Annotated in this window: 23 protein-coding genes and 3 tRNA genes; 16 read left to right on the top strand and 10 right to left on the bottom strand. The window is 68.5% G+C overall.

Annotated features, from left to right (window positions below):
• Positions 1-9 precede the first annotated feature (9 nt).
• The 5 genes from BHE97_RS01815 (at position 10) to BHE97_RS01795 (ending at position 3,254) form a co-directional block, all read left to right on the top strand.
• On the top strand, positions 10-795 hold the full coding sequence (locus tag BHE97_RS01815; RefSeq protein ID WP_087622303.1) for a carbon-nitrogen hydrolase family protein: 786 nt from the start codon (positions 10-12) through the stop codon (positions 793-795).
• Positions 792-1,853, top strand: a complete 1,062-nt coding sequence (locus BHE97_RS01810) for a hypothetical protein (protein WP_087622302.1) — start codon at positions 792-794, stop codon at positions 1,851-1,853. Before BHE97_RS01815 ends, BHE97_RS01810 begins: the two co-directional genes overlap by 4 nt.
• Before the next feature lie 97 nt (positions 1,854-1,950).
• A tRNA-Ser gene (locus BHE97_RS01805) sits at positions 1,951-2,039 on the top strand.
• 41 nt (positions 2,040-2,080) lie between these two features.
• Positions 2,081-2,710 (top strand): class F sortase, encoded by a 630-nt coding sequence (locus tag BHE97_RS01800; protein ID WP_170931194.1) that lies wholly within the window; start codon positions 2,081-2,083, stop codon positions 2,708-2,710.
• Between the two features lie 91 nt (positions 2,711-2,801).
• Positions 2,802-3,254: a hypothetical protein gene (locus BHE97_RS01795; RefSeq protein ID WP_140399929.1), complete on the top strand. Its 453-nt coding sequence runs from the start codon at positions 2,802-2,804 to the stop codon at positions 3,252-3,254.
• Positions 3,255-3,405: 151 nt separating this feature from the next.
• Here the strand turns inward: BHE97_RS01795 and BHE97_RS01790 are convergent, their stop codons facing one another.
• Positions 3,406-4,032 carry a hypothetical protein gene (locus BHE97_RS01790; protein WP_201791267.1) on the bottom strand — a complete coding sequence of 209 codons (627 nt, stop codon included), beginning with the start codon at positions 4,030-4,032 and terminating at the stop codon, positions 3,406-3,408.
• Positions 4,033-4,237: 205 nt separating this feature from the next.
• Here BHE97_RS01790 and BHE97_RS01785 point away from each other — a divergent pair, with 205 nt between their 5' ends.
• On the top strand, positions 4,238-4,843 hold the full coding sequence (locus tag BHE97_RS01785) for a TetR/AcrR family transcriptional regulator (protein WP_236757483.1): 606 nt from the start codon (positions 4,238-4,240) through the stop codon (positions 4,841-4,843).
• A gap of 176 nt (positions 4,844-5,019) precedes the next feature.
• Here BHE97_RS01785 and BHE97_RS01780 read toward each other — a convergent pair.
• Together BHE97_RS01780 and BHE97_RS01775 are read right to left on the bottom strand one after the other, a co-directional pair.
• Positions 5,020-5,106: transfer RNA gene (locus BHE97_RS01780), tRNA-Ser, on the bottom strand.
• Positions 5,107-5,184: 78 nt separating this feature from the next.
• On the bottom strand, positions 5,185-5,835 hold the full coding sequence (locus tag BHE97_RS01775; RefSeq protein ID WP_140399928.1) for a TetR/AcrR family transcriptional regulator: 651 nt from the start codon (positions 5,833-5,835) through the stop codon (positions 5,185-5,187).
• 232 nt (positions 5,836-6,067) lie between these two features.
• Here BHE97_RS01775 and BHE97_RS01770 point away from each other — a divergent pair.
• Positions 6,068-6,143: transfer RNA gene (locus BHE97_RS01770), tRNA-Arg, on the top strand.
• A gap of 111 nt (positions 6,144-6,254) precedes the next feature.
• Positions 6,255-6,725: a hypothetical protein gene (locus tag BHE97_RS01765; protein WP_087622296.1), complete on the top strand. Its 471-nt coding sequence runs from the start codon at positions 6,255-6,257 to the stop codon at positions 6,723-6,725.
• On the opposite strand, the gene BHE97_RS01760 is transcribed toward BHE97_RS01765, so the two are convergent.
• Positions 6,718-7,161, bottom strand: coding sequence for a CBS domain-containing protein (locus BHE97_RS01760; protein ID WP_087622295.1), 444 nt, complete (start codon positions 7,159-7,161; stop codon positions 6,718-6,720). The two genes, BHE97_RS01765 and BHE97_RS01760, sit on opposite strands and share 8 nt — an antisense overlap.
• 59 nt (positions 7,162-7,220) lie before the next feature.
• Here BHE97_RS01760 and BHE97_RS01755 point away from each other — a divergent pair, with 59 nt between their 5' ends.
• From BHE97_RS01755 to BHE97_RS01740, 4 genes are all read left to right on the top strand, one after another.
• Positions 7,221-8,579, top strand: a complete 1,359-nt coding sequence (locus BHE97_RS01755) for an LssY C-terminal domain-containing protein (RefSeq protein WP_236757482.1) — start codon at positions 7,221-7,223, stop codon at positions 8,577-8,579.
• A 41-nt stretch (positions 8,580-8,620) separates the two neighbouring features.
• A complete protein-coding gene (locus tag BHE97_RS01750) occupies positions 8,621-11,737 on the top strand; it encodes an AAA family ATPase (RefSeq protein ID WP_087622294.1) in 3,117 nt (1,038 codons plus the stop codon).
• A gap of 102 nt (positions 11,738-11,839) precedes the next feature.
• Positions 11,840-12,190 (top strand): YciI family protein, encoded by a 351-nt coding sequence (locus BHE97_RS01745; RefSeq protein ID WP_087622293.1) that lies wholly within the window; start codon positions 11,840-11,842, stop codon positions 12,188-12,190.
• A 7-nt stretch (positions 12,191-12,197) separates the two neighbouring features.
• Positions 12,198-13,451 (top strand): DUF6596 domain-containing protein, encoded by a 1,254-nt coding sequence (locus BHE97_RS01740; protein WP_087622292.1) that lies wholly within the window; start codon positions 12,198-12,200, stop codon positions 13,449-13,451.
• A 159-nt stretch (positions 13,452-13,610) separates the two neighbouring features.
• Here BHE97_RS01740 and BHE97_RS01735 read toward each other — a convergent pair whose 3' ends face one another.
• The 3 genes from BHE97_RS01735 to BHE97_RS01725 all read right to left on the bottom strand — a co-directional run bounded on the left by BHE97_RS01735 (position 13,611) and on the right by BHE97_RS01725 (position 16,781).
• Positions 13,611-14,459 (bottom strand): ABC transporter permease, encoded by an 849-nt coding sequence (locus BHE97_RS01735; protein WP_087622291.1) that lies wholly within the window; start codon positions 14,457-14,459, stop codon positions 13,611-13,613.
• Positions 14,456-15,454, bottom strand: coding sequence for an ATP-binding cassette domain-containing protein (locus tag BHE97_RS01730; RefSeq protein ID WP_087622290.1), 999 nt, complete (start codon positions 15,452-15,454; stop codon positions 14,456-14,458). The genes BHE97_RS01735 and BHE97_RS01730 overlap by 4 nt, the downstream gene beginning before the upstream one ends.
• Before the next feature lie 232 nt (positions 15,455-15,686).
• Positions 15,687-16,781, bottom strand: a complete 1,095-nt coding sequence (locus tag BHE97_RS01725) for an LCP family protein (protein WP_087622289.1) — start codon at positions 16,779-16,781, stop codon at positions 15,687-15,689.
• Positions 16,782-16,937: 156 nt separating this feature from the next.
• Between BHE97_RS01725 and zwf the strand changes: the two genes are divergently transcribed.
• The 3 genes from zwf to BHE97_RS01710 all read left to right on the top strand — a co-directional run bounded on the left by zwf (position 16,938) and on the right by BHE97_RS01710 (position 19,659).
• Complete coding sequence (gene zwf / locus BHE97_RS01720) at positions 16,938-18,353, top strand: glucose-6-phosphate dehydrogenase (protein WP_087622288.1); 1,416 nt, start codon at positions 16,938-16,940, stop codon at positions 18,351-18,353.
• 107 nt (positions 18,354-18,460) lie between these two features.
• The gene (locus BHE97_RS01715) at positions 18,461-19,357 is read left to right on the top strand and encodes a carbohydrate kinase (RefSeq protein WP_201791266.1); all 897 of its coding nucleotides are present in this window, start codon (positions 18,461-18,463) and stop codon (positions 19,355-19,357) included.
• Positions 19,358-19,485: 128 nt separating this feature from the next.
• Positions 19,486-19,659, top strand: coding sequence for a CsbD family protein (locus BHE97_RS01710; RefSeq protein ID WP_087622286.1), 174 nt, complete (start codon positions 19,486-19,488; stop codon positions 19,657-19,659).
• Positions 19,660-19,943: 284 nt separating this feature from the next.
• Here the strand turns inward: BHE97_RS01710 and BHE97_RS01705 are convergent, their stop codons facing one another.
• The gene (locus BHE97_RS01705; RefSeq protein WP_087622285.1) at positions 19,944-20,312 is read right to left on the bottom strand and encodes a hypothetical protein; all 369 of its coding nucleotides are present in this window, start codon (positions 20,310-20,312) and stop codon (positions 19,944-19,946) included.
• Positions 20,313-20,315: 3 nt separating this feature from the next.
• Positions 20,316-22,646 carry an ATP-dependent DNA ligase gene (locus BHE97_RS01700; RefSeq protein WP_087622284.1) on the bottom strand — a complete coding sequence of 777 codons (2,331 nt, stop codon included), beginning with the start codon at positions 22,644-22,646 and terminating at the stop codon, positions 20,316-20,318.
• A gap of 70 nt (positions 22,647-22,716) precedes the next feature.
• Between BHE97_RS01700 and BHE97_RS01695 the strand changes: the two genes are divergently transcribed.
• Positions 22,717-23,406 (top strand): GAF and ANTAR domain-containing protein, encoded by a 690-nt coding sequence (locus tag BHE97_RS01695; protein ID WP_170931192.1) that lies wholly within the window; start codon positions 22,717-22,719, stop codon positions 23,404-23,406.
• 11 nt (positions 23,407-23,417) lie between these two features.
• Here the strand turns inward: BHE97_RS01695 and BHE97_RS01690 are convergent, their stop codons facing one another.
• Positions 23,418-24,269, bottom strand: coding sequence for a Ku protein (locus BHE97_RS01690; RefSeq protein WP_087622424.1), 852 nt, complete (start codon positions 24,267-24,269; stop codon positions 23,418-23,420).
• Positions 24,270-24,300: the final 31 nt, after the last annotated feature.

Raw genomic sequence — 24,300 nt, 5'->3', positions numbered from 1 at the left:
CTGGTGCGCATGCGCATTGCCGTCGTCCAACTCGCCGCCGATATCGACGCGGCGCGCAATCGCGAGCTCATCGCCGCCGCGCTGGCGGAGCTCGAGCCCAGGTCCACCGACCTGGTCGTGCTGCCCGAGGCCGTGATGCACGACTTCGGCCGCGCCGACCACGATCTGTCCGCGGCCGCGGAGGAGCTGGACGGTGCCTTCGTCTCCTCGCTGACCGAGCACGCGGCACGTCTGGACACCACGATCGTGGCCGGGATGTTCGAGCGCACCGATGGACTGCCGTACAACACGCTCGTCGTCGTCGGACCCGACGGCCTGCGGTCGACCTATCGCAAGATCCACCTGTACGACTCCTTCGGCTATCGGGAGTCCGATCGGCTGCGCGCCGGCGCGATCGAGCCCGTCACGATCGATATCGCCGGGACCCGGGTGGGACTGATGACGTGCTACGACCTGCGTTTCCCCGAGCTCGCCCGCGCCTTGATGGACACCGAACCCGTCCCGGACGTCCTCGTCGTCCCGTCCGCCTGGGTGGCGGGCGAGCGCAAGGTCGATCACTGGCGCACACTGCTGGCGGCTCGGGCGCTGGAGAACACCGTCTACGTCGTGGCAGCGGCGCAGGGAGGCGATCGCTACACCGGTCATTCCTTGGTCGTCGATCCCTGGGGCTCTATCGTTGACGAGGTTCGCGGTACCGATACCGCCGTGATCCGCGCCGATCTGGACCCCCGGGTCGTCGCCCGTTCCCGCGAGGTCAACCCCTCGCTCGCCAACCGGAGGATGCGCTCGACGTGAGCACCACGCAGCCCGGCCGTCGTCGCCGTCTCGACGCGTCGGTCGCCCCGGTGTACGAGCGCCCCACTCGAGGGCCGCGTTTCGCCTCCCCCCGCACCGCGCGGGCCTTCGAGGCGCTGACGGGTGTCGGCTGGCTGGTGGGCTTCCTCGGCTCGCTGAGCAGCGTCGTGGCCATGCCCGTGTCCATCCCCGAATGGGTGTGGCGGGCGAGCGCCGCCCTGCTGCTGGTCGTGTTCTCGATGATGCTCACGCACCGGGTCGGCGGGCACATGCGGCTCTGGGTGCCGCTTACGCTCCTGGTGGCCGTGGGAGCGATCGTCACCGAGCGAGGACTGCTGTTGGTGGCCGCCGCCGGACTGACCGCCGTGCTCTCCGCGCTGGTGGCGGTCATGTTGACCCTCCCGGCCCCGACGGTGGGCGCGTCCCTGCGCGAGTACGGCGTATCGCTGCTCCTCGCCGTGAGCGGGACGGTGGGTGTCGCCGCGTGGAACGCCCCGGCCAATGTGCAGGTGTACAGCGGCCTGGTGCTCGCCTCGGCCGTCGCGCTGGGGGTCGCGACCATGTGGAGCCTCGGTGCCGGACTGCACGGTCTGACCCGCCAGCATCTGTGGATCCTGGTGGGTGTCGCGGTCGTCGCCGTGCTGCTGTTCGTCTACGGCGGCATCGTCCGCATCTATGGCAGTCCCGGGCTGAAGGAAGCGCTCGACGACTCCATCATCTGGATGCGCCAGAACATCGGCGGAGTCCCGCGTCCCTTCGAGGTGCTCATCGGCTTCCCGGCGATCATCCTGGGGACGTCCCTGCGGGCGCGCTACCGCGAGGGATGGTGGGTGTGCGTCTTCGCGGTCCTCGGCACCGCGGTGATCACCACCTCGCTCATCGACCCGGGCGCCTATCCCTCCTATTTCGCCTTCTCGACGCTCTACTCCGCTGCCCTCGGCATCCCGATCGGACTGCTGTTGCGTCGCATCATCCTCTCGCCGCGTTCGGCGCGCGCCGCCCGTGCGGTGGCACCGCCGTCCCGGGTCGAGCCCGGGCGCTACAGCCCTTTGAAGTGATCCCCGAGGAGTCCGTGGGACTCTGAGAGACGGGTCCTCCAGCCGTCCATCGGGTCGGATGCGAGAATCGAGACGGTCTCATCTCGCCGATGAGCCAGGAGGGGTGCCGGAGTGGCCGATCGGAACCGCCTTGAAAGCGGTCGCTGGCAGAGATGTCAGCCGCGGGTTCGAATCCCGCCCCCTCTGCTCCACGACGGACACCGCGCCGCCGCTGAAAGGGGATGATCGTGACGAGACGACGCGCAGCGATCCTGGCCGCGGTGGTCGTCGCCCTGATCGTCCTCGGGGCGGCCGGATGGATGATCGGCCGCGGTGAGGAGGAGCCCGCCGCGGCTCCGACCCCCTCGCCCACGCCGACCGAGCCCGCTGAGGACCCCTGCACCACGGATGAGCCCTTCACGCCGTCCTCGGCGGTCGTCGACGGCATCGAAGCTCCCGTCGTGGCGATGCCCCGTGATGCGAACGACGTGCCCGGCGTATTGCCCCTGGACGACCAGGGCGCCTCGGCGATCGCCTGGGACGAGCCGCCGGGAGTCTCCCCTGGGGAGGCGTCCGGCAATGTGCTGCTCAATGCGCACACCTTTCCCGGCGACGGTGCCCTCGGCAATCGATTCCTGGACGAGCTCGAGCTGGGCGACCCGATCGAGTTGCGCGGTGACGACGGGCAGCGCCTCTGCTACGAGGTGAGCGAGCGGGTCGAGGTCCTCGCGGCCGATGGCTTCCCCCGCTACTACGAGGACGCGGGATACCCGCAGATCGCCCTCATCGTCTGTTCCGGCGAGCGGGTGGGGCCGGGGGACTGGACCCACCGGACGATCTGGTTCGCCACACCGGTCGAGGCGGATCTCGCGTCCTGACCGCGTGCGACACTGGTGTCGCCCGCTTTCCGTTCCGACTACCGATGGGCCCTTCGATCCTGTGACTCAACCGCCTGAACCCTCCGCGCCCGTGCCCCGCTCGCTCTACCGCCTTGATCGCGCCCACGCGATGCTCAGCATCGGCGCGTACGTACTGGTGGCGGGTGTGGCGGTTCTGGTGGCCTTCTGGACGGTCCAGTTCGACCCGTGGGGTGCGATCGTCGCGACGACCGGCGGAATCGTGGCGTCGCTCGCCTTCGTGCTCGCGGCGCGGCTGGCGCTGCGTCCCCCGGTGGTCCTCATGCTCGACGGGGCCGGGTACCGCGGACGCGTCCGCGCGCAGCGTCACGCCTTCGAGGGACGCTGGAAGGACGTGCGCGATGTCAAGGCATCGTCCCGCGATCTCCGTTTCACCACCGTCACGAATGACGAGCAGGTCTTCCCTCTCGAGACGATCGATCCGCGCGACCGCGCCCGCCTGCTGCGCGATGTCTACGACCGGCTGAACACCGCCCACGGCTACACCCGCTTCACCTTCGACTGAACGCTCTGCCCTCTCGCCGCCTGCCCCGGGCGGTGCGTCAGCGTCCTTCCGCGGTCCCGAGTGGTGCGTCAGCGGCCATTCGTTCGCTCAGAAGGACGCCTACTCACCGATGCCTCGCGGGGATGGGCACTGGCCCGGATCGGTGGGGTGGTCATGCATCGCGGTCCGCGGCGATGGCGGCTTCAAACCAGTTGGAGAACTCGCAGGCCAGATGCCAGCGGTGGCCACGAACGATGGCGCCCGGTGTCGGCAGCGGGAACTCGACCATCAGACGTGCGTGGACGCCTTCGGGGGTGTCGCGGAACTGATGCCGGACGCCGCCGATCGGCTGTCCATTGCGTGCCAGCGCCACCCCGTCCAAGCGGTGGGTGAAGGTCGGGTCGGCGGGCGTCGTCAGGGAGGACAGGTCGGCATAGTCGATGGAGAACTTGGCGGCGAACGGACTGCCGCCGTTGGTCTCCAGCACTTCTTGCCGGCCGTTGGAGATGCGCAGGACGAAATGGTCGGGGCACGCGCGTTCCATCTGTTCCCGGTTGTTGGAGAAGGTGATCTCCTCGAACCAGGTCACGAACTGCTCGGCCGAACCGCCGGGGACAAGTAATTCGGTGACGCAGTGCCGACGCCGGCCGCTCAAGGCCGATGTCGCGCCAGCGATGCGGTCGGCGATTCTCATGTCCCGCCCCAGACGGCGGAATAGTTCGTCATCACCGAGGGCGCGCTTGGTCTGGAGCCACGCCTCACGACGCGCCGCTACCGGATCGGCCGGCGGCGGCGACACTCTGAGCTTCTTCGCTGCCGCGTCGATACGTGTGTTCTCCCAGGCGAGAACCTCGGTTCGGTTGTGGGTCCTGCCACCCAGGGTGGCCAGGATTGTGAGTTCAGGAACAGACATTTGGGATCCATAACGCTAGACTGTCGAGCGTTTAGAACTCTAGGAGTCAGGAGTTCGCGCGTCAACGTCGCCGATGATGCAGGAGGATGCAGTGGATGAGTCGAGTGAGCCGAAGCGTCGACCGGGGGGCAGATCGGCTCGTGTGTACGATGCGGTCGTCGACGCGACTCTGGCCATCCTGCTCGAGCACGGCTACCACGGCCTCACGATTCGGGCTGTTGCGCGGACGGCGGGGGTAGCGGAGACGACGGTCTATCGACGCTGGCCCACGCCGAACCACCTCACGGCCGCCGCTCTTCTCGAACTGGCCGAAAGGGACAACCCACTCCCGGAGACGGGTAGCCTTGAGGGGGATCTGCGAGCACTGCTGGGACAGATCGTCGCGCTGCTCAACCGTCCCGAAGTCCTACGCGTGGTGCGCAGCGCTGCGGCACTCGATCATCGTGATGACGAGTCGGTCCTTGCCGGTAAGAACGCTTTCTTCTCCAGCAGATTCGCGAGCGCCACATCCCTGGTAGGACGTGCCGTCGAACGCCAAGAGATTCCGCCCGATACCGACGCCGATCTGCTGATCGAGACGCTGGTCGCTCCGGCCTATATGCGTGCGCTGCTGAGCAATCGGCCGCTCGATCAGACCTTCATCGAGGACTCTCTTCGAGTCGCCCTCGCCTCGGTCGGGCGCCGATGCGCCGACTGACCGCCGTTGCCCGTGCCGCTCGTTCGACCCCTGGCGGATCGTCGGATTCTCCTGATAGATCCGAATCGAAGTCCAGACATCTCGGTGCGGAGCGGGCTCCGCACGCTATCGGCTTCCGGGGTCACCAGCATGAGAAACGCAAGGAGCCGCCTTTCGACGGCTCCTCGCGTTAGGTGCGGAGATGGCGGGATTTGAACCCGCGAGAGGTTTAACCCTCAACCCGCTTAGCAGGCGGGCGCACTAGGCCACTATGCGACATCTCCTGGCGCACCGGATCAGAAGATCCGAAGCAACCTGTCCAGGATAGCGACCGTTCACGGCCCGCTCCGAGTCGGGGCGGGTCAGTTCCGCGCGCCGTGGACGAGTGAGTAGTGCTCCCGCCGGGACAGTGGGTCCACGTCGATCGGCGTCGCCTCATGCGGGTGGGCGCGCAGACCATCGAGCATCAGCGTGATGAGCCGGTGCGGCACCGCCGACTCCTCGCCCATCGGGAGGGTCTGGATGCTCGACATCGTGAACGGGATGGTCGCGATATCGGTCGCGGTGACGTCCTCGCGGAGATCGCCGTCGTCCTTCGCCCGCTGTACATACTCGGCGATCGGCTCACTCCACTTGCGCCCCGGCTGGTAGTCCGGATCGTTGTGATGCTGTCGTCGCATGATCGCCGCGGTGGCCGGCTGCGCGACGAGCAGCTGCACGCTCCGCCGGATGAGGGTCTCGATCGCGTCCCAGCCCGAGGACTGCTGGGCGCACTCCTCGGCGACGGCGTCGAACCGCTCCACGATGCGGTCATACAACGCACGCACGAGATCGGGGTGCGACGGGAAGTTGCGGTACACGGTGCCGATACCCACACCGACCCTGTCGGCGAGTCCGTGAAGAGGCGCATCGATGCCGAGTTCGGCGAAGTAATCTTCGGCACCCACTAGCAGACGCTCGCGGTTCGCAACCGCGTCTCGCCGGGTGGGGAGCCGACGTTCTGGCTTGGTCATGGGTTCCACTGTACGAGGCTTTGAGTAACAATGTTTACCGGTACGAATGTTTGAAATTCCAGTGACTATTGCGGGTCATCCGGCCTCATTCCTCCGGGTCGTGGAGGCCTGGCCCGGTGTCATCCGGAACGACCATGAGGACCCGCTGAGGAGAATGAGAGCCGTCGAGGGCGGGCCCGAATTGGGCGACACATGGGGGACCGGGTAGAGTAGGCGAGGCCGTTGTCGGCAAGCGCCTGTAGCTCAACGGATAGAGCATCTGACTACGGATCAGAAGGTTTGGGGTTCGAATCCCTACAGGCGCGCCACACTCCAGCGAAGAAGGTCTCCGGCACTCGCCGGAGACCTTCTTCGTTCTCCACGAGACTGCGAATCCCTCCAGCCCTCGGTAGGGTCGCTCGGGAGATCGAGGAGGTCCCATGTCCGAGCGCCAGACACCCGATGCCGACACCAAACGCCGCGTGGTCGACGCGCTGACCGAGCGGGTCCGCGAGGAGCTCGCCGCGACGCAGGCCAAGGTCGATTCCGAGCAGGCCGCCAGCGAACTCGATCCCGAAGACGTCGTCCGCGCCGACGATCAGTCACAGGCCGACGATGCCGGCGACCTGAAGCCGCTCCTCGAACGATCGGCCAGCCGGCAGCAGGAGATCCTCGATGCGATCGAGGCGCTCGACTTCTCCGAGACCGACACCGCCCGCCCCGGAGCGGTCATCGGCTTCGATGGCGATCGCTATGTCCTGGGCGTGGTCGCCGATGCCTTCGAGGTCGACGGCATCACCTACGAGGGCATCGCCCCCGATGCGCCGGTCGCCGCTGCGGTCGACGGCTTGAGCGCGGGCGACAGCTTCCCGATCGGGACGCGCACCGTCCGCCTCGACTTCGTCATCTGATCTCGGCGTCCGCGCCAGGATCGCACCGCCCGGAGCGTTCCCGCGCTCGCGCCGCGACTCCCTCGTCGGTGCAGAATCCGGTGCCCGAGGACTTCAGGCAGAGGAGCCCGAGCAGCCGGTCCCCGTCGACGACGGCCAGTCGGCGACGTCCCTCAGCCACCATCCGCCGCCGGAGCGGCTCCAGCTCCGTCGCCGGTTCCACGGTCCGTCCGGTGATGCGACCGTAGGCGCTGGCCGGCTCCCCGGGGGAGGCCTTCTCGAGATCCTCGCGCTCGATCACGGAGACGAGTCGCTCGCCGTCGGTGATCAGCAGCGCGTGGACATGGTCGTCGGCGAAGACCTCGACGGCCTGCGCGACGGTGCACTCGGCCGGCTCGATGCGCGGTGATCGGAGCATTCCGTCGACGGCCGTCGGGCCGATCGGACGTGCGCTCATCGTGGGACTCCCTCCGAACGTCATCCAGCGTAAAGGCTCCGGCGGCCTACGCTGACCTCGTGACCACCGAACACCCCTGGCCGGGGGAGTCCGAGCCGAGGGAGAGCCGCGGGAACGCCGATGATGACTGGCGACGCGGGCGGCCGGTCACGACTCCGCCGCCGACAGAGCCGCCGAGCTATGTCCTCCCACCCAAGAAGCGCGTACGGACCTGGACGACGGAGGACGCGATCGACGGGGGGTTCTTCCTCTTCGCGGGACTTCTGGTCGTCTGGCTCGGATGGGAGGCGGTGTCCGGGCGACCGCGACTCTCCGTTCTGGAGATCGTGAGCATGATCGTCTTCTGGCTGCTGCTGGCCTATGTGGCCCTCCCGCGCCTGCAGCAGCTGCTGACCCGGATCTACGTGCCGGACTATTTCATCGGGCGAGTGGTGACCGATGTCGGACTGCTCGGCGACGTGGTCAACCTGGCGGCCGACGGGCCGGCCGAGGACGTGCACGCGGCCATGACACGCGCCGGGTGGACGCGGGCCGACGAGGTCACGCTCCGCTCGTCCTGGGACATCATCGTGTCGGCTGTGCTCCGCCGCTCGTATCCGTCCGCTCCCGTGTCACCGCTGTTCCTCTTCGGCCGGCAACAGGCCTTCGCCTACGAACAGGAGGTCGATGGCAACGCCTCGCAGCGGCATCACGTGCGCTTCTGGCCGGTCCCGGAGGGGTGGGTGCTGCCCGGCGGCTTCCGGGCCGACTGGCTCGCCGCCGCCACCTACGACCGTGCCGTGGGTCTCTCGGCTTTCACCCTCCAGGTCACCCACAAGGTCGACGAGGATGTCGACATCGAGCGGGATTATGTCGTGGACACCGTGCGCTATGCCGAGCCCGCGATCCGGCTGCGGGTGGTGGAGGACTTCTCGACCGCCTTCACCTCCCGCAACGGCGGCGGTGACATCGTTCGCACCGACGGCACGCTCGCCATCCTCGATGTCCGCGGAAGCGGCGGAGGCAAGCAGGCGGACCCGTCCCCCGGGCGACGACGGGCAGCGTGGGAGCGTCGACTCCCACCGCCCTCCTTGCTGCTGAGCGGGGGCCTCGGAGTCGGGAAGGCCCTGGTGACCCTCTTCGCTGCGACCTCCCTCGCCCTGCAGGGCGACGGGGCGGCATCGGCGACCGATGTCATCGGCATGGCCGCGGGCTCCCTGGCCGTGCTGACCCTGTGGATGCTCACCCTGGGACGCCGACGGTGGGCCCGCACCCTGCTCATGGCGGTGTGCACGATCGAGGCGGTCTCGCAGCTGGTCTCCCTGTCGGCAGAGCAGAGCTCCAGTCCGCTGGTGAAGGTGACGACGAGTCTGTCGGTCCTCGTCATCGTCACCGTGAGCTCGATCTCGGCACGGCGCTGGGTGGAGGCGCGTGGCTGAGCACCGGTCGTTGTCACCGCGGCGTGCGACAATCACTGGCGATGCTCAGTGCCATCCTCGGTCGCGACGATTCGACGTCACGTCTTCGTGACGACGTCGATCGCACCGTGTCCAGCCACGGTGGGTTGGTCCTCATCAGCGGCGAGGCGGGCATCGGCAAGACCACCCTCGTCGGTTCGGCCGTGGAGCACGCACGCGCCATCGGAGCGATCCCCGTGGTCGGCACCTGTTCGAGTTCGCCGGCGGCCCCGGCCCTCTGGCCGTGGACCCAGGTGCTGAGAGCGATGCAACGTGCCCTCGGCGCCACCGACTTCGGCGCGTTCATCGCCGATGCCGGACTCGATCCCACCGATCTGACGACCCTCGCCGAGCCGGAGGCCGATCCCGAGTTCGGTCTGTTCGACTCGATCGCCTCGATGCTGGCGGCGGTCGCGCACGTGCATCCGCTCGTCATCGTCGTCGAGGATCTGCACTGGGCCGATGTCACGACGATCGACCTGCTCGCGCATCTCGCCCGCCACACCTGGTTCGAGCGACTGCTGCTCATCGGTACCTACCGGGACACCGAGATCGACGGATCCGATGCTCCGGCGCATCGTGCGCTGCAGGCGATCGCTCCCCAGGCCGGCACCCTCGCGGTGAGCGGCCTCGATGTCGAGGCCGTGGAGGCGCTGGCCCGTCGGGTGTCCGGTCGACAGCCCCCCGCGGCAGTCATCGCCGATCTGCACCGGCGCACCGGCGGCAATCCCTTCTTCGTGGAGCAGACCGCGCGGCTCTGGGCAGGGGGCTATGGCGAGCATGTGCTCGCACCGGGTGTGATCGAGGCGGTGCGTCGCCGTCTCGCCCCGCTCCCGCAGGATGCGATCTCGCTCCTGCGGGCGGCGGCCATCGTCGAGAACCCCTCTTCTCTGCGGACCATCGCCCAGGTGACGGGCATGCCCTTCAGCCGGGCCTCTGCCGCCGGTGCGGCCGCGCTGTCAGCTCGTCTCCTGCGCGTCGACGGCGAGGGCCTCTACTCCTTCGTGCACGATCTCGTCCGTGAGACCGTCCTCACCGATCTGGACGATGACTCCGCCGCGGAGCTGCACGCAGCTGTGGTGAGGGCATTGGAGGAGTATCCGGATGCCGTCCTGCCCGGCCAGGCTGCCGAGCACGCGCTCGCGGCGGGCGGATCGATCCCGGCGGAGCGGACCGTCGACCTCCTGGTCGCCGCGGGGCGCGATGCCAACTCGCGCCTGGACCTGGCCGCCTCGATGGACTGCTATAGCCGCGCCGCCGCGTTGACCGCGGATCCGGACCGGCGGGCGCTCATCCTTCTCGATCTCGCGACCGAGATGCACTTCGCGGCGATCATGCGCCGTGAGTCCGATGACGCGGCGATCGCCCTCATGGACGAACTCCTCGACGGCTCGGCCCAGTGGTCAGCGGCCACCGGTGCCCGCATCGCCCTCGGGCTCCAGCAGTACTCCGAACTCGACGCCGAGCGGGTGCGGGGACTGCTGCGTCGCAGCGCGGCGGCGCTGTTACCCCCGCCCTTGCCGCCCGATGAAGAGCTGGCCATGGCTGTCGTCCAGCAGCTGTCCGAGACGGCGCGGGAGGGGTCCGACCACGAGGCCTTGACCGCGATGCTGACACTCCATCACGCATCGCTCTGGCGCCCCGGCACCGCCCCGGAACGCCAACGGGTCATGCACGAGCTGGAGCTGGTGGCCCGGCGTGCCGGTGACCGCGACACCGAGCAGTTCGCCGCCTCGATGCAGTGGGTCACGATGCTCGAGCAGAATGATCCGGGCTACCTCGAGCAGTATCGGGTCTTCGCCACCCTGGCATCCCGGTACCGGACGCCCCGGCTCGCCCCGAGCGAGCACGTCGACGGGGCCTTGATCTCCGCCTTCCGCGGGCGCTTCGACGAGGCCCGGGAGCGGTTCGCCACGGCGACCAGCATGCTGCCCTCCGAGAACCTCTTCCGCTGGGTCTCGCGGTATATGGCCTGGAATCTGCATCTGCTGCGCGGCGAATGGGCGGCGGGGCGCACTGTCCTCGAATCGCTCCTCGGCGGCGAGCTCGACAACGAACTGCTGATGGCGGTGCAGTGCTCCGCGGAGCGCCGATTCGACGAGGCGGTCCAGCATCTACGCCGGGTAGACAGCCACGGGGATCACCTGCCGCAGGTCGTGTACGACCGGGTGACCGCACTGGTGGCCGCCGGTACCGGCGACCCGGCGCTCATCGCGCGCAGCCGTGAACGCCTGGCCGGCCTGAGCGGCACATGGTCGGTGGATCTCTACGGCATGGACCTCGGCGGTCCCGTCGATCTCTACCTCGCGATGGTCGAGGCCGCCGATGGGCATCGGGAGCGTGCGATCGAGCTGGTGGAACGGGCGATCGACCAGGCCGAGCAGCTCGCCACGCCCTACTGGGCGGCGATGGCGCGACTGGAGCTCCTGGAGATGCTCAGCCCATCGGATCCGCGTCTGGTCGCGATCAGGGAACGACTGCGCGATGCTCTCGACCGGGTCGATGCCCCCGCCGTCTGCTCGCGTATCGAGGCGGTCCTCGAACCCGGCGTTCCCTCGTCCGAGATCGTTCCTCTCATCGCCCGTCTCTCGGAGGGTGAGTTCCGTCGCGAGGGGGTCACCTGGCGGGTCGGGATCGGCGGGACGTCGGTGTCGGTGCCCGATGCCAAGGGCCTGCGTGACCTGCATGCGCTGCTCTCCTCGCCCGGCAACCACATCGCGAGCGTGGATCTGCTCGCCCCGGGGGGTGGTCCGGAGACGGTTGTCGCGGCGCGCCTCGGCGGTGATCCGATCCTCGACGACACGGCTCGCGAGCAGTACCGTGCCCGGCTGGATCAGTTGGATGAACTCCTCGACGCGGCGGGAGGCTACGGTGAGTCCGAGCGCCGCGATGCGCTGCTGGCCGAGCGCGCCGCGCTCATCGACGAACTCCGAGCGGCTACCGGACTGGGTGGCCGAGCGCGTCGACTCGGCGATCAGGCCGAGCGAGCTCGCAAGACCGTCGGTGCGCGTATCCGTGACACGCTGCGCCGGCTGGACGACGTGCACCCCGAGCTCGCAGCTCATCTGCGGGCCTCGGTCAGCACCGGCAGTGCCTGCGCCTATCGGCCCGAGGAGCCCATCAGCTGGGTCTTACGATGAGAGGATCGCAGTGTCGGAGCCGGGTTGTCGATTCCCGCGCGGCCCGTTCGTCTATCAGGTGAGGCTCCGCATCCGGCGGGCGACAACGGAAGGACACCCGATATGAAGTACGTCATGCTGCTGATGGCGAATCTGGACGATGCCCGCTGCGGTGACGATGGCGAGGCTCCGAGCGAGCAGGACTTCATCGACTTCGACCGGGAACTGGAGGAGGCGGGAATCCTGCGCGGCGGATTCGCGCTCACCGATCCCGAGCTCGGCACCACCGTGACCAAGGCATCCTCCGATGCGGCTCCCGTCATCACCGCGGGCCCGTACGCCGAGAGCCGCGAGTTCGTGGGCGGCACGATCGTGATCGAGGTCGACGACCTCGACGAGGCTTTGCGTTGGGCCGCACGCTGCCCGGGTGCGGTGGGCGGACGTGTCGAAGTTCGCCCGATGCTGGAGATCTGAGCACGAGATGACCGGGCGGCCCGACGAGCTCCTCGCACGGCTGCACCGCGACGAGTGGGCCCGTCTGGTCGCCGTCCTCGCGCGTCAGTTCGGCGATATCGATCTCGCAGAGGAGGTCGCGCAGGCCGCGATGGAGACCGCGCTCGTCCGGTGGCCGAATGACGGCGTCCCTCGTTCGCCGAGTGCCTGGCTGCTGACCACCGCCCGCCGGGCGGCAGTGGACCGGGTGCGCCGCGATGCCGTCTACACCGGCAAGCTCGCGGGATACGCCCTCGAACGTCCGTCCACCGCGCCGCCGGCCGAGAGCGAGGCCATCGCCGGTCTCGAGGACGTGTACGACGAGCAGCTCGCCATGATGATGGCCTGTTGCCATCCCGCGATCGGCCCGGCCGATCAGATCGCCATGATGCTGCGCTTCGCGGCCGGCCTGACGACCCAGGAGGTCGCCGCCGGCCTCCTGCAGAGCGACTCCACGCTCCAGGCGCGGATCACCCGCGCCAAGAAGCGCATCGCAGCCAATCGCATCCCGCTCGCCGTGCCGCGGGAGGCCGGGGCCCTGAGCGAACGCCTGGATCTCGTGTTGAGCGCCATCTCGTTGATCTACACCACGGGCTACGACACTCCTGTCGGTGAGCGGGTGGTGCGTGCCGAACTGACCGGTGAGGCACTCCGGCTGGCACGCATCGTGCTCGGGGCACTTCCCGAGGAGGCTGAGGCCGAGGCGCTCGTCGGCCTGCTGCTGCTCACGCAGGCGCGCGAGGCTGCCCGCATCGACGAGGACGGGGTCCCGGTCGCCTTGGAGGATCAGGATCGTCGCCGCTGGGATGCTGCCATGATCGCCGAGGGGACGGCGCTGGTCGAGCGTGCCGCGCGACGTCCGACGGTGGGCCGCTTCACGATTCAGGCCGCCATTGCCGCGGTCCACGCCGAGGCGTCGTCCATCGAGCGGACCGACTGGCGTCAGATCGTCGTGCTCTACGATCTGCTGCTCGCCCGGGGGGACGACCCGATCGTCCGAATGAACCGGGCCATCGCGATCGCTCGACGCGACTCTCCGGCGGAGGGACTCGTGCTGCTCCGCAACCTTGAGGGGGTGCCCGAGCTCGAGCGGCACCACCCGTTCCACGCCTCGCTCGCCCTGCTGTACACCGAGGTCGGCGACGCGGAAGCGGCGCGGGCTGCCTGGGAACGTGCCCTCGACCTCGTCGAGGGCGCCCCGCAGCGACGGTTCATCCAGCGCCGACTCGAGGATCTGCGCTGAACGCCCGCCGCCGGGGACCGATGATGATGCATTCGGGTCGCCAGAGCGACCCGAATGCATCGAGATTCGTGCGTGGCGTGGACCGGTGATGATGCGTTGCGGTTGCCATAGCCACCACAACGCATCATCATCAGTCCCGGAGCGTGCTGCCGGCGACCCCTACTTGCGGTTGTAGAGGCGCATGGTGGCCGCGCCGAAGACCGCGATCAGACCGGCGCCGAGGATCGCGAGCCACAGCAGGTCCGTGCCCGGCCAGTCACCGTTCATCAGTGCGCGGACGCTGTCGACCGCGAAGGTGATCGGGTTGACGTTGACGAAGGCCTCGAGCCAGTTCGGCATGGTCGAGGGATCGACATAGGCGCTGGAGAGGAAGGACAACGGCATGATGAGCATCATGCTGACGCCCATGACCGACTTCTCCGAGCGCAGCAGCAGCCCGAACATCGTCCAGATCCAGGACAGCGCGAAGCAGAACAGCAGCAACACCGCCACACCCGCGAGCACGCCGGTGACGCCTCCGGCGGGTCGATAGCCCAGGATCAGGCCCATCGTCACGATGACGACCGAGGCGATCAGGTAGCGGAACCCGTCACCGAGCAGGTAGCCGACCATCGGCGCAGGCCGCCAGATCGGCAGTGTCCGGAAGCGGTCGAAGACGCCCTTCTCGATATCGGTGTTCACCGCCAGGCCCGTGTACATCGTGATCATCACGATGCTGACGACGAGGATGCCCGGCAGGAAGAACTGCAGGTAGTCCGTCGGCGAGCCCGCCAGCGCACCACCGAACAGGTAGGTGAACATCAGCGTCATCATGATCGGGAACAGCGTCACGTCGAACAGCTGCTCGGGCACGTGCTTGATCTTCAGCAGGGCGCGCCAGCCGAAGGTCGTGGACGCGGCCCAGGCGGACGGACGCGGGGGTCGCTCGGTGGTGAAGACCTGAGCTAGATCGGCCGAGGTCGGCGTCTTCAGCTCGGTGGTGCTGGGAGCGGTGTCTTGCGCAGTCATGCGGCATCCTCCTCAGTGGTCGCGGGTCGGTCGGTGAGGGCGAGGAAGACCTCGTCGAGGCTCGGCTGCCCCATCGAGAAGGCATCGACGACGATGCCCGCCCGGGCGAGCTCGCCGAGTGCCACACCGGTCTGATGGGCGGCCATCTCGCTGACCGGGCCACCGCCGGCATCGGCCTGCTCGCGGACGCGGGCGGTGAGCGCGACCGGATCGGCATCGCGCTGGATGTCCGCCGCGAGGGTCTCCGCGAGGATGGCGGCGGCCTGCTCGCGCCGATCGGCGTCGCGGAGCCGGACGTGGACGCTGCCGAGACCGATCGAAGCCTTGAGCTCGCCCTTGGTTCCCTCCGCGATGACCTTGCCCTCGTCGATCACGGCGATCCGCGAGGCGAGCTGGTCGGCCTCGTCGAGGTACTGGGTGGTGAGCAGCACCGTGGTGCCCTGGTCCACGATGGCGCGGATGATCTCCCACACCTGGTTGCGGCTGCGCGGGTCGAGTCCGGTGGTCGGCTCGTCCAGGAACAACAGCTGCGGCACCGACAGCAAGCTCGCGGCGATGTCGAGTCGCCGGCGCATGCCGCCTGAGTAGTTCTTGACCTGGCGTCGCGCGGCGGCGGTCAGACCGAGGGTCTCCAGGAAGAGCTCGGACCGCGCTGCGGCGGCCTTCTTGGAGTAGCCGAGAAGGCGTCCGAGCAGGACGAGGTTCTCCTGCCCGGTGAGGTCCTCGTCGACCGAGGCGTACTGGCCGGTCATCGCGACGAGGCCGCGCACGGCATCGGCCTCGCGCACGACATCGCGGCCGAAGACCCGCGCCTCCCCGTCGTCGGGTCGCAGCAGGGTCGCCAGCATCTTGACGGTGGTCGTCTTGCCGGCGCCATTGGGGCCGAGGACCCCGTAGACCGTCCCGGCGGGCACGGTCAGGTCGATTCCGTCGACCGCGGCGGTGCCGCCGAATCTCTTGACGAGTCCGCGGACTTCGATGGCCGCATCGGACACGGCTCACTCCTCTCGTTGGTTCTACCCAGAAGGCGCGAGGAGTCCGCTAGATCCGATCTAGCGGACTGCGCGGGCTGCGCATTCGAGGCGGTAGGTCCTCAACCTTTCGGCACCGGCGGAGGTAGACGGTCAACTCATCAGCCCTCTATGAGGTCGGTCAGCTACCGCCGGGTTCGGGACGGCAGCGGGAAGGGTCGGCCAGTCGCCGCCCCGAGGGACGGGCGGCGCGAGGTCAGCCGCAGATCGAGGTGTCGGCGGTGGTGGCTCCGGCACTCGGACCGGTGGAGGTGTCCGACTGCTCCGGCGCCGTGGGCTCACCGGTCTCGCCGGGTGTCGCCGGCCCCTCGGTCGCTGGCTCCTGGCCCGGCGGGATGTCATCGCGCAGTGCGACGAAGAGGTCGCGCGCCTCGTCGGTCATCTCGACGCGGTTCTGGTCGAAGCTGGCCGGCTGCCAGGGCATGACCTGGAAGGTGATGCCCGAGAGGGGCACACGTGCGAGCCGGCGCGCGAGCCCGGTCATGTCGCCGACGCTGCCCAGCTCGTCATCCACCGTGAGCGACTTGGTGACCGCGTCGAGCAGGCGGACGAGACGATCGGGACGGGTGAGCACGCCCTGGCTGGTCGCCTTCTGCGCGATCGAGGACATCACCAGCTGCTGATGCTCGAGGCGGGCGATGTCCGAGCCGTCGCCGAAGGCGTGCCGGGTGCGAGCGAGGGCGAGCGCCTGCTCGCCGTCGAGCTGATGCCGTCCCGCGTCCAGATCGACCATCGAGAGCTCGTCGCGCACCGGCTCCTCGAGACACATCTCGATACCGCCGATCGCGTTGACCATGCCGGCGAAGCCGTCGAAGTCGAGCACGACGAAATGGTGGATCGGGACCCCTGTGACCTCCTGCACCGCTTTCACGGCACAGCCGGGACCGTACTCGAAGGTGGCGTTGATCATGCTCCGGCCGCCGGCGAAGCCATCGTCCTCACAGGCAGGGACCTCCATGGTGAGGTCGCGCGGGATCTGCACGGCATCGACCCGGGAATCGTCCTCGGAGAGATGCGCGAGCACCATCGAGTCGCTGCGTCCGCTGCCGTCGTCCTCGCCGTACTTGCCCTCACCGGCCGATCGGCTGTCCGAGCCGATGATGAGGATATTGAGCGGGCCGTCGGGTTCGGAGACCGCCGTGGTGTCGACATCGATCGTCTTCACATTGCCGGCGAGCTTGAGCGCGATACCGCCCACGAGGAGTACAGGCAGCACGACGGCTACGACCACACTCGTGACGATCCGTCGTTTGCGCTTGGGGCGGATGATGTGCCGGCCGCGCTTGCCCATGGTGCTCCCTGATTTCCGATGACCGGCTCAAGGGTAAGCGGTCCATGGTAATCCCTGTGCCACCGGAGCGCATCTGGCGTGCTCCCTGCCTTCATCGTGCGGTTGGGCTGGCGCGGTCGTAGCGTGAAATCCCTGTCCATCTGCGAGGAGCGATCCGTGGAGTCCAACCCGACCGATCATCTCGAGCCGCAGGTCATCGTCCTGTTCGGCGCCAACGGCGACCTCGCCAGTCGCAAGCTCTATCCGGGTCTGTACGCGCTCGCGGCGGCCGGGCTGCTGCCCCCGGACTTCCGGCTCATCGGCACCGGCCGGCACGAGCCCGAGAACGGGGACTTCGGCGCGGTCATCGACGCTGCCCTGGACCGCTTCGTCGGTGACACCGACCCGGAGGTGGCGCAGATGCTGACCGATCGGGCCTCCTTCGTGATCTCGACCGATGCCGGCGAGCATCTGGCCGCGGCCGTCGGTGGCGCGCGCGACGAACTGGGCGGTGACGCTCGTACGCTCGTCTACTTGTCGGTCCCTCCGTCGGCGATGACCGGGATCGTGCGGATGCTGGGCGAGACCGGTATCGCGGACGGAGCCCGGTTGATCGTGGAGAAACCCTTCGGAAGCGATCTCGCCTCGTCGCGCGAACTGGACGCGGCCCTGAAGGATGTGGTCGCCGAGGACCAGGTCTTCCGTATCGATCACTTCCTCGGCAAGGAGGCGGTGCAGAACATCCTGGCGCTGCGATTCGCGAACGGCCTGCTCGAGCCGGCCTGGAACCGCGAGCATGTGGCCGCGGTGCAGATCGACGTGCCCGAGGAACTCACGATCGAGGGCCGCGGTTCCTTCTACGAGGGCATCGGTGCCTTCCGAGACATGGTCGTGACGCACCTGAGCCAGGTGCTCGGTTTCGTCGCGATGGAGCCGCCCGTGCATCTCGACGCGCTGAGCCTGCGCAATGAGAAGGCCAAGGTCTTCGCCGCGATGAAGCCGCTCGATCCCGAGCGGGTGGTCTTCGGCCAGTACGAGGGTTACCGCGACGAGGACGAGGTGGACCCGCAGTCGCGGGTGGAGACCTTCGTGGCGGCCGAGGTCTTCGTCGACAACGACCGGTGGGACGGCGTGCCCTTCTACCTGCGCACCGGCAAGGCGCTCGCCGCGACCCGCCGCACCGTCACCCTCACCTTCCGCACCCCGGCCGGTGGTCGTTTCGGCGATCAGATCGACTGCCCGGATCAACTCGTCCTCGAGATCGGCGACGAGCCCGAGATCGGGCTGGAGATGTGGGCCAAGCGGCCGGGTCCGGAGATGTCCCTGGTGCGTTCGGCCGTCACGATCGAGGTGCCGGCCGAATCGGACTCCACTCCCTTGGAGGCTTACGAGCGGCTATTGCTCGACGCTATGCGCGGCGAGCAGACGCTCTTCACGCGGTCCGATGAGATCGACCGGCTGTGGCAGGTCGTGACGCCGGTCCTGGAGGACCCACCAGCGCCGCTGCCCTACGCGCAGGGGTCCTGGGGTCCCGACGCCGCGCTGGAACTGCCCGGCGCCATCGGGTGGCGGGTCGGACGCGACGATGGCTGAGGGGGCCACGCGTACCGGTTGATGTGCTGGGTCGCGGTCGAGGGATGAACCGATGGCGCGCTCACGCGGTCTGCCCGGTGATCGCACGGCGGTGGGAGGATGGGTCTGTGGATGCAGAGGTCACGGTCATCGGTGAGGCACTCGTCGACATCATCGTGCGTCCCGGAGGCGGGAACGACGAGTATTCGGGTGGTAGCCCCGCCAATGTCGCGCTCGGCCTCGGACGGCTCGAGCGGTCGGTGCGGCTGCTGACGGCTGTCGGCGAGGACGATCGCGGGCGACGCCTCCGCTCCTGGCTGGGCGACTCCGGTGTGGAGGTCGACGCGCATCCGGTCGCGCGCACCGCGACGGCGCGCGCGACCCTCGCCGTGGACGGTAGCGCCCAGTATGACTTCGATCTCGTGTGGGATATCGCCTCGCTGAGCATCGACGAGGCCCCGCGGGTCGTCCACATCGGTTCGCTCTCCGCCTTGCGGGAACCGGGTGCCGCCCGCGTTCGCGAACTCGTCGACGGTCTCGGCGATGACACCGTCGTCACCTACGACCCGAATATCCGCCCGAGCCTCATCCCGCCGCGCGAGGCGAGCCGCGCCCTCGTCGAGGACTGGGTGCGACGCAGCACCCTGGTCAAGGTGAGCGATGAGGACCTCGCCTGGCTCTATCCCGCCGAGCCCGCGCGGGAGGTGGCCGAGCGGTGGGCCGCGCTCGGGCCGGAGTCGATCGTGCTGACCCGTGGGGGTGAGGGCATCGAGGTCTTCGGCCCGGGTGACCGCGTCCGGGAGTATCCGGTGCCGCGGGTGGTGGTCAGCGATACCGTGGGCGCCGGGGACAGCATGATGGCCGCGCTGGTCGACGCCGTACTCGCCGCCTCGCCGTCCGCGTGGGATCTCGACGAGGTCGCGGAGCGCGCGCTGCGTAGCGCGGCGATCACGGTGAGCCGTCCCGGCGCCGATCCGCCTACCCGCTCGGAACTGGACCACTGGGCACGAGCGTCGGAGCGGTAGCTCGTCGACGTCACGAAGGCGCTCGGCATGGTGCATATCACGGCCGTGGGTCGCCGTTCAAGATGCGAGGTCCCGCGAGTCGCGGTTCACTGGGGACATCAGGCCCCCACCGAAAGGACTGAGTACCCATGGGACTGGACGACAAGATCAAGAACGCGGCTGAGGACCTCAAGGGCAAGGCCAAGGAGGCCGTCGGCAAGGCCACCGATGACAAGTCCAAGGAGGCCGAGGGCAAGGGCGACCAGACGAAGTCGAGCTTCAAGCAGGCCGGCGAGAACGTCAAGGACGCCTTCAAGGACTGAGGCTCTCCTCGACGGACGCGGCCCCCGACACGCTCGGGGGCCGCATTCGTCATCTCGGGCCTCGGCCCGCGCCCAGGCGGTGAGTGGTCTACCACTGCATTCGCCGCGGTGGTTGATGGGCTCACCGGTCTGGAGCGGTGGCGGTACTCGGCGGATGTCGGTGGGATGGTCGACCAGCAGATCGGTATGGGTCGTCGATCGTGCACCGCCCTCAGCGATGGCGTGGATGTGCGACGGCCCCCGGCGCGGGAAGCGTCCGGGGGCCGTTCGTCAGCTGCGAGGTCTCAGACCGCCGGCTTGGGCGGATCCGTGGGGCTCGGCGGCGGGGTGTACGGCGGCACCTGGGCGTCATCGGCCTTGGCCTTCAGGTACGCGACGACACCGCCGATCCCGGCAGCGACCAGACCGACGACCGCGAGGCGGCGGACGGCCTTGAAGCGCTTCTTCTTCTTCGTCTCGACCGGCAGGCGATCGCTGACATCATCGGGCAGGCGGTCGATGAGCTGGTCACGCAGTGAGACCAGTTCCTTCTTATCGGGGAGACGATCCACCACCTGGCCGCGGAGATCGGCGAACTCCTCCCGATCAGGCAGATGTCCTGCCAGCTCCTCGACCTGCGCGCGCAGAGCCTTGGCCTTCTTGCGCTTTCCCATCGCTCACTCCTTCGATTCGATGTGGACGTCCTCCGGTCCTAGATCTTTCCGTATTCCACGCCAGACCGCATGGCGGAGGATCCCTGAGCCGGTCCAGCCAGCGTAGACGACTTCACCCACAACCGAAGGCGAAGTCCAGATCGCATCCGCTGCGACCTCCGCCGGCACGTCGACGAAGGGAGGTGTCGCGCGCTTCCCGCGCTTCAGGATCGCGCTGAGCTCGGCCCGCTGCCGGTCCGAGAAGCCGGTCCCGACACGTCCGATGTAGCGCAGCCCCTCGGGACCGGGGATGCCGACGAGCAACGAGCCGAAACCCTTCGGCGCGCCCGGTCGCCAACCCCCCACCACCACCGCCTGCGCCCGCTGGTGCTTGATCTTCAGCCAGGCGGCAGAGCGCTCTCCGGCGACATACCGGCTGCCGCGGCGCTTGGCCACGACCCCCTCGAGTTTCGAGCGCCGGCTCGCGGCGATCGCCTCGTCCAGGGATCCCGTGAACGCTTCCGGGGTCACGAGGACGTCGTCGCCGAGGCCGAGCTCGCGCAGGGCACGGCGACGCTCGTCATAGGTGGAGTCCTGCAGGGAGCGGCCATCGCGCGCCAACAGGTCGAAGGCCAGATAGGTGACCGGTATCTCCTCGGCCAGGGCCTCGACCTCGCGCTTCTTCTCGACCCCCATACGACGCTGCAGGAGGCCGAAGCTCGGAATCGCCTGCGCGTCGAGGGCGACGATCTCTCCATCGACGACCGTGCCGGGAGGGATGCTCTCGCGCGCCGCCTCGGCGACCTCGGGGTAGCTCTTCGTGACATCGCGGCCCGCGCGGCTGAAGATCCTGATCCGGTCCTCCTCGACCGCGATCACCGCCCGGACCCCGTCCCACTTCATCTCGAAGGCCCAGGTGCCCTCGCGCAGGTCACGCGGATCGGCCAGCGTCGCGAGCATCGGCCGTACGAAGCCGATATCGACCGGGGGATCGGCCTGCTGGTCCTTCATCAGGTGGATGAGCCAGTTCTCTCCGGTGCGGATCAACGCGAAGGTGCGCGCGATGCCGCCGAGCCCACCGTCGTCACGACCGTGCAGCGTCGCGATGATCTCGTCGTCACGCCACTTGCTCGCCGTATAGGTGCCGCTGTCCCAGATCTCGACGTGCCCGGCGCCGTACTGCCCCTTTGGGATGTCGCCGTGGAAGCTCGCGTACTCCAGCGGGTGATCCTCGGTGGGGACGGCCAGATGATTGCGCGATGGATCCTCGGGCACGCCCTTGGGCAGAGCCCACGAGACCAGCACGCCCTCGTGCTCGAGCCGGAAGTCCCAGTGCCGGCGACGGGCCGCATGCTCCTGGATCACGAAGCCCGGTTCATCGATCTCGCGGGGACGCGGTGGTTCGCTGGGGACCGGCTCGGGCGTCGCGGCGGCGTCGCGCATCGAGCGATACGTGTCGAGCCGATCCGGGGCCTGCGGCGCGAGACCGGCCATCGGGTCGCCGCTCTCGCGCACGCGGTCGAGGACCTCGCGGTAGTCGAGCTGGCGAAGATCGCCGTCCAGCTCATCCCATGAACGCGGCGCCGCGACCGTCGGGTGTTCCCGGCCGCGCAGCGAGTATGGGCAGATAGTGGTCTTGTTGCCGTTGTTCTGGCTCCAGTCCACGAGCACCTTGCCACCGCGCTTGGCCTTGGCCATCGAGCTCACCACGAGCTCGGGAAACGCCTCCTCCAAGGCCATCGCGAGCTGCTTGGCGAAGGCACTCAGGTAGTCCGCGTCCCGTGTGCCGTCCACGGAGCAGTACAGGTGGAGACCCTTGCTGCCCGAGGTCACGGGCACGGCCTCGAGTCCGACATCCGCGAGCAGTTCGCGGGCGGCGTGGGCGACCTCGACCGCCTCCGCCAGCCCGGCCCCCGGTCCCGGGTCGAGGTCCAGCACGAGGCGATCGGGCGGGAGGGCCGCGCCGAGGTCGTCGACCCGCCACTGCGGGACGTGCAGCTCCAGAGCCGCGACCTGTCCCGCCCAGGCGAGATCGGCCACGCTTGCGAATACCGGGTAGACATTGCGATGCGATCGGTGCTCGATGGTGACGCGACGGATCCACGACGGAGCCGAGTCGGGGAGGTTCTTCTCGAAGAAGACGTCGCCGGGCGCGTCGGAGGTCCCGACGCCGTCGACCCAGCGTTTGCGTGTCACCGGGCGTCCGGCGAGGTGCGGGAGCATGACCGGCGCGACCTGCACGAGGTAGTCGATCACCTCGGCCTTGGTCGTGCCGGTCCCCGGGTACAGCACCTTGTCCGGATTGGTGAGACGCAGGAGCCGGCCGTCGATCGTCACGGTCTGGGCACCGCTCATCGCTCTTGCCTCCGCTCGCGGACCTGGCGTGATCTACTCTGAAGCCTCACGATAGGTCGAGAGGATGGCCATGGGCACGTCGGAGTTCTTCTCCGAGATGGCATTGGAGCTGTACGACCAGCCGTCCACGGAACAGACCGTTGATCTGATCACCAAGTTCGCGCAGTCGGCGATCGGGGGCAGTGACGCGGGGATCATGCTCGTCCACGCACGGAAGCGCATCGAGACCGCAGCCTCGACATCGGCGCGAGTCGACGAATCCCACGAGCTGCAGCGTACGTATGACGAAGGGCCCTGTCTCGACGCGCTCGAGGGCATCGGCAGCTATCTGTCCAATGACGTCGCGAGGGATGAGCGCTGGCCCACCTGGGGGCGCGCGGTCGAGGAGCTCGGCATCCGCAGTGCCATCAGCGTGCGCCTCGAGACCCGCCAGCGCCGATACGGGTCATTGAACGTCTACGCCGACGACCCGGATGCCTTCACACCCGAGGACCTCGCCGTGGCAGAGATCCTCGGCCGGCACGCCTCGGTGGCCCTGGCCGCCTCCCACAACGAGGACGGGCTGATGTCGGCGATCGACGCGCGCAAGCTCATCGGTCAGGCGCAGGGCATCCTGATGGAGCGCTTCGACCTCGACGCCGACCGGGCCTTCGACGTCCTGCGGCGCTACTCGCAGGACGGCAATCGCAAGCTGCGCGATGTGGCGGAGGGGATCGTGCGCAACCGCGGCAACTCCTTCGACGGGACTCCGGCGGCCTGAGGACCACTCGGTCAGCTGGACTTGCGCTTCGAGCTCGATGACGTGGCCGCCTTCTTCTTCGTCCCGCCGGTCTTCTTCTTGCGGGCGTCCACGCTGCGCTTGAGCGCCTCCATCAGGTCGACCACCTCGCCGCCGTCCTCGGAGTCCTCCTCGGTGACCCCGAAGGTCTTCTCCGTGTCGAGCGTGTCGCCCTGCTCGAGCTTGGCGTCGACGAGGGCGCGCAGCTGCTCCTGGTAGTCGTCGGTGAAGTCGGCGGTGTCCAGGTCCCCGGCGAGGGAGTCGACCAGCTGCTCGGCCATTTTCAGCTCCTTGGCGGTGACCTTCGCCTCGCCGGCGAGCACGTCGAAGTCCGGCTGACGCACCTCGTCGTCCCACAGCATCGTCTGCAGGACGAGGGCGTTGTCGCGGACCCGGAGCACCCCGAGGCGCGTGCGCTGGCGCAGGGCGAAGTGCACGATCGCGGCGCGGTCGGTCTCCTCGAGGGTCCGACGCAGCAGCGCGTACGGCTTGAGGGCCCGTTCCTCGGGTTCGAGATAGTAGGAGGAGTCGAGCCGTAGCGGGTCGATCTGGTCGGCGGGCACGAACTCCACGACATCGATCTCGCGGCTCTTCTCAGCCGGCAGTGAGGAGATGTCGTCCTTGGTCAGCACGACGGTCTGCGTGCCGTCGTCATAGGCCTTGTCGATGTTCTTATAGGCGACGACCTGCCGGCACACCTCACATCGTCGCTCGTAGCGGATCCGTCCGCCGTCCTCATCGTGCACCTGGTGCAGGGAGAGATCATGGCTGCTCGTGGCGGAGTAGAGCTTCACCGGCACGTTGACGAGGCCGAAGCTGATGGCGCCCTTCCAGATCGCTCGCATGCGTTCAGTATCGGCGTGACCGTGCCGCAGC

The organism is Aeromicrobium sp. PE09-221, from assembly GCF_002174305.1.
GTDB lineage: Bacteria > Actinomycetota > Actinomycetes > Propionibacteriales > Nocardioidaceae > Aeromicrobium.
The sequence above is the reverse complement of the archived record's forward strand: the minus strand, read 5'-3'. Positions and strand labels throughout refer to the sequence as shown.

Bases quoted from the DNA above. Each gene is read 5' to 3' on its own strand.
- BHE97_RS01815 (WP_087622303.1), top strand. From the start codon at position 10: ATGCGCATTGCCGTCGTCCAACTCGCCGCCGATATCGACGCGGCGCGC.
- BHE97_RS01725 (WP_087622289.1), bottom strand. From the start codon at position 16,781: ATGGGCAAGCGCGGCCGGCACATCATCCGCCCCAAGCGCAAACGACGG.
- BHE97_RS01750 (WP_087622294.1), top strand. From the start codon at position 8,621: ATGCTCAGTGCCATCCTCGGTCGCGACGATTCGACGTCACGTCTTCGT.
- BHE97_RS01700 (WP_087622284.1), bottom strand. From the start codon at position 22,646: ATGAGCGGTGCCCAGACCGTGACGATCGACGGCCGGCTCCTGCGTCTC.
- BHE97_RS01710 (WP_087622286.1), top strand. From the start codon at position 19,486: ATGGGACTGGACGACAAGATCAAGAACGCGGCTGAGGACCTCAAGGGC.
- BHE97_RS01690 (WP_087622424.1), bottom strand. From the start codon at position 24,269: ATGCGAGCGATCTGGAAGGGCGCCATCAGCTTCGGCCTCGTCAACGTG.
- BHE97_RS01760 (WP_087622295.1), bottom strand. From the start codon at position 7,161: ATGAGCGCACGTCCGATCGGCCCGACGGCCGTCGACGGAATGCTCCGA.
- BHE97_RS01775 (WP_140399928.1), bottom strand. From the start codon at position 5,835: ATGACCAAGCCAGAACGTCGGCTCCCCACCCGGCGAGACGCGGTTGCG.
- BHE97_RS01740 (WP_087622292.1), top strand. From the start codon at position 12,198: ATGACCGGGCGGCCCGACGAGCTCCTCGCACGGCTGCACCGCGACGAG.
- BHE97_RS01745 (WP_087622293.1), top strand. From the start codon at position 11,840: ATGAAGTACGTCATGCTGCTGATGGCGAATCTGGACGATGCCCGCTGC.
- BHE97_RS01695 (WP_170931192.1), top strand. From the start codon at position 22,717: ATGGGCACGTCGGAGTTCTTCTCCGAGATGGCATTGGAGCTGTACGAC.
- BHE97_RS01705 (WP_087622285.1), bottom strand. From the start codon at position 20,312: ATGGGAAAGCGCAAGAAGGCCAAGGCTCTGCGCGCGCAGGTCGAGGAG.
- BHE97_RS01735 (WP_087622291.1), bottom strand. From the start codon at position 14,459: ATGACTGCGCAAGACACCGCTCCCAGCACCACCGAGCTGAAGACGCCG.
- BHE97_RS01765 (WP_087622296.1), top strand. From the start codon at position 6,255: ATGTCCGAGCGCCAGACACCCGATGCCGACACCAAACGCCGCGTGGTC.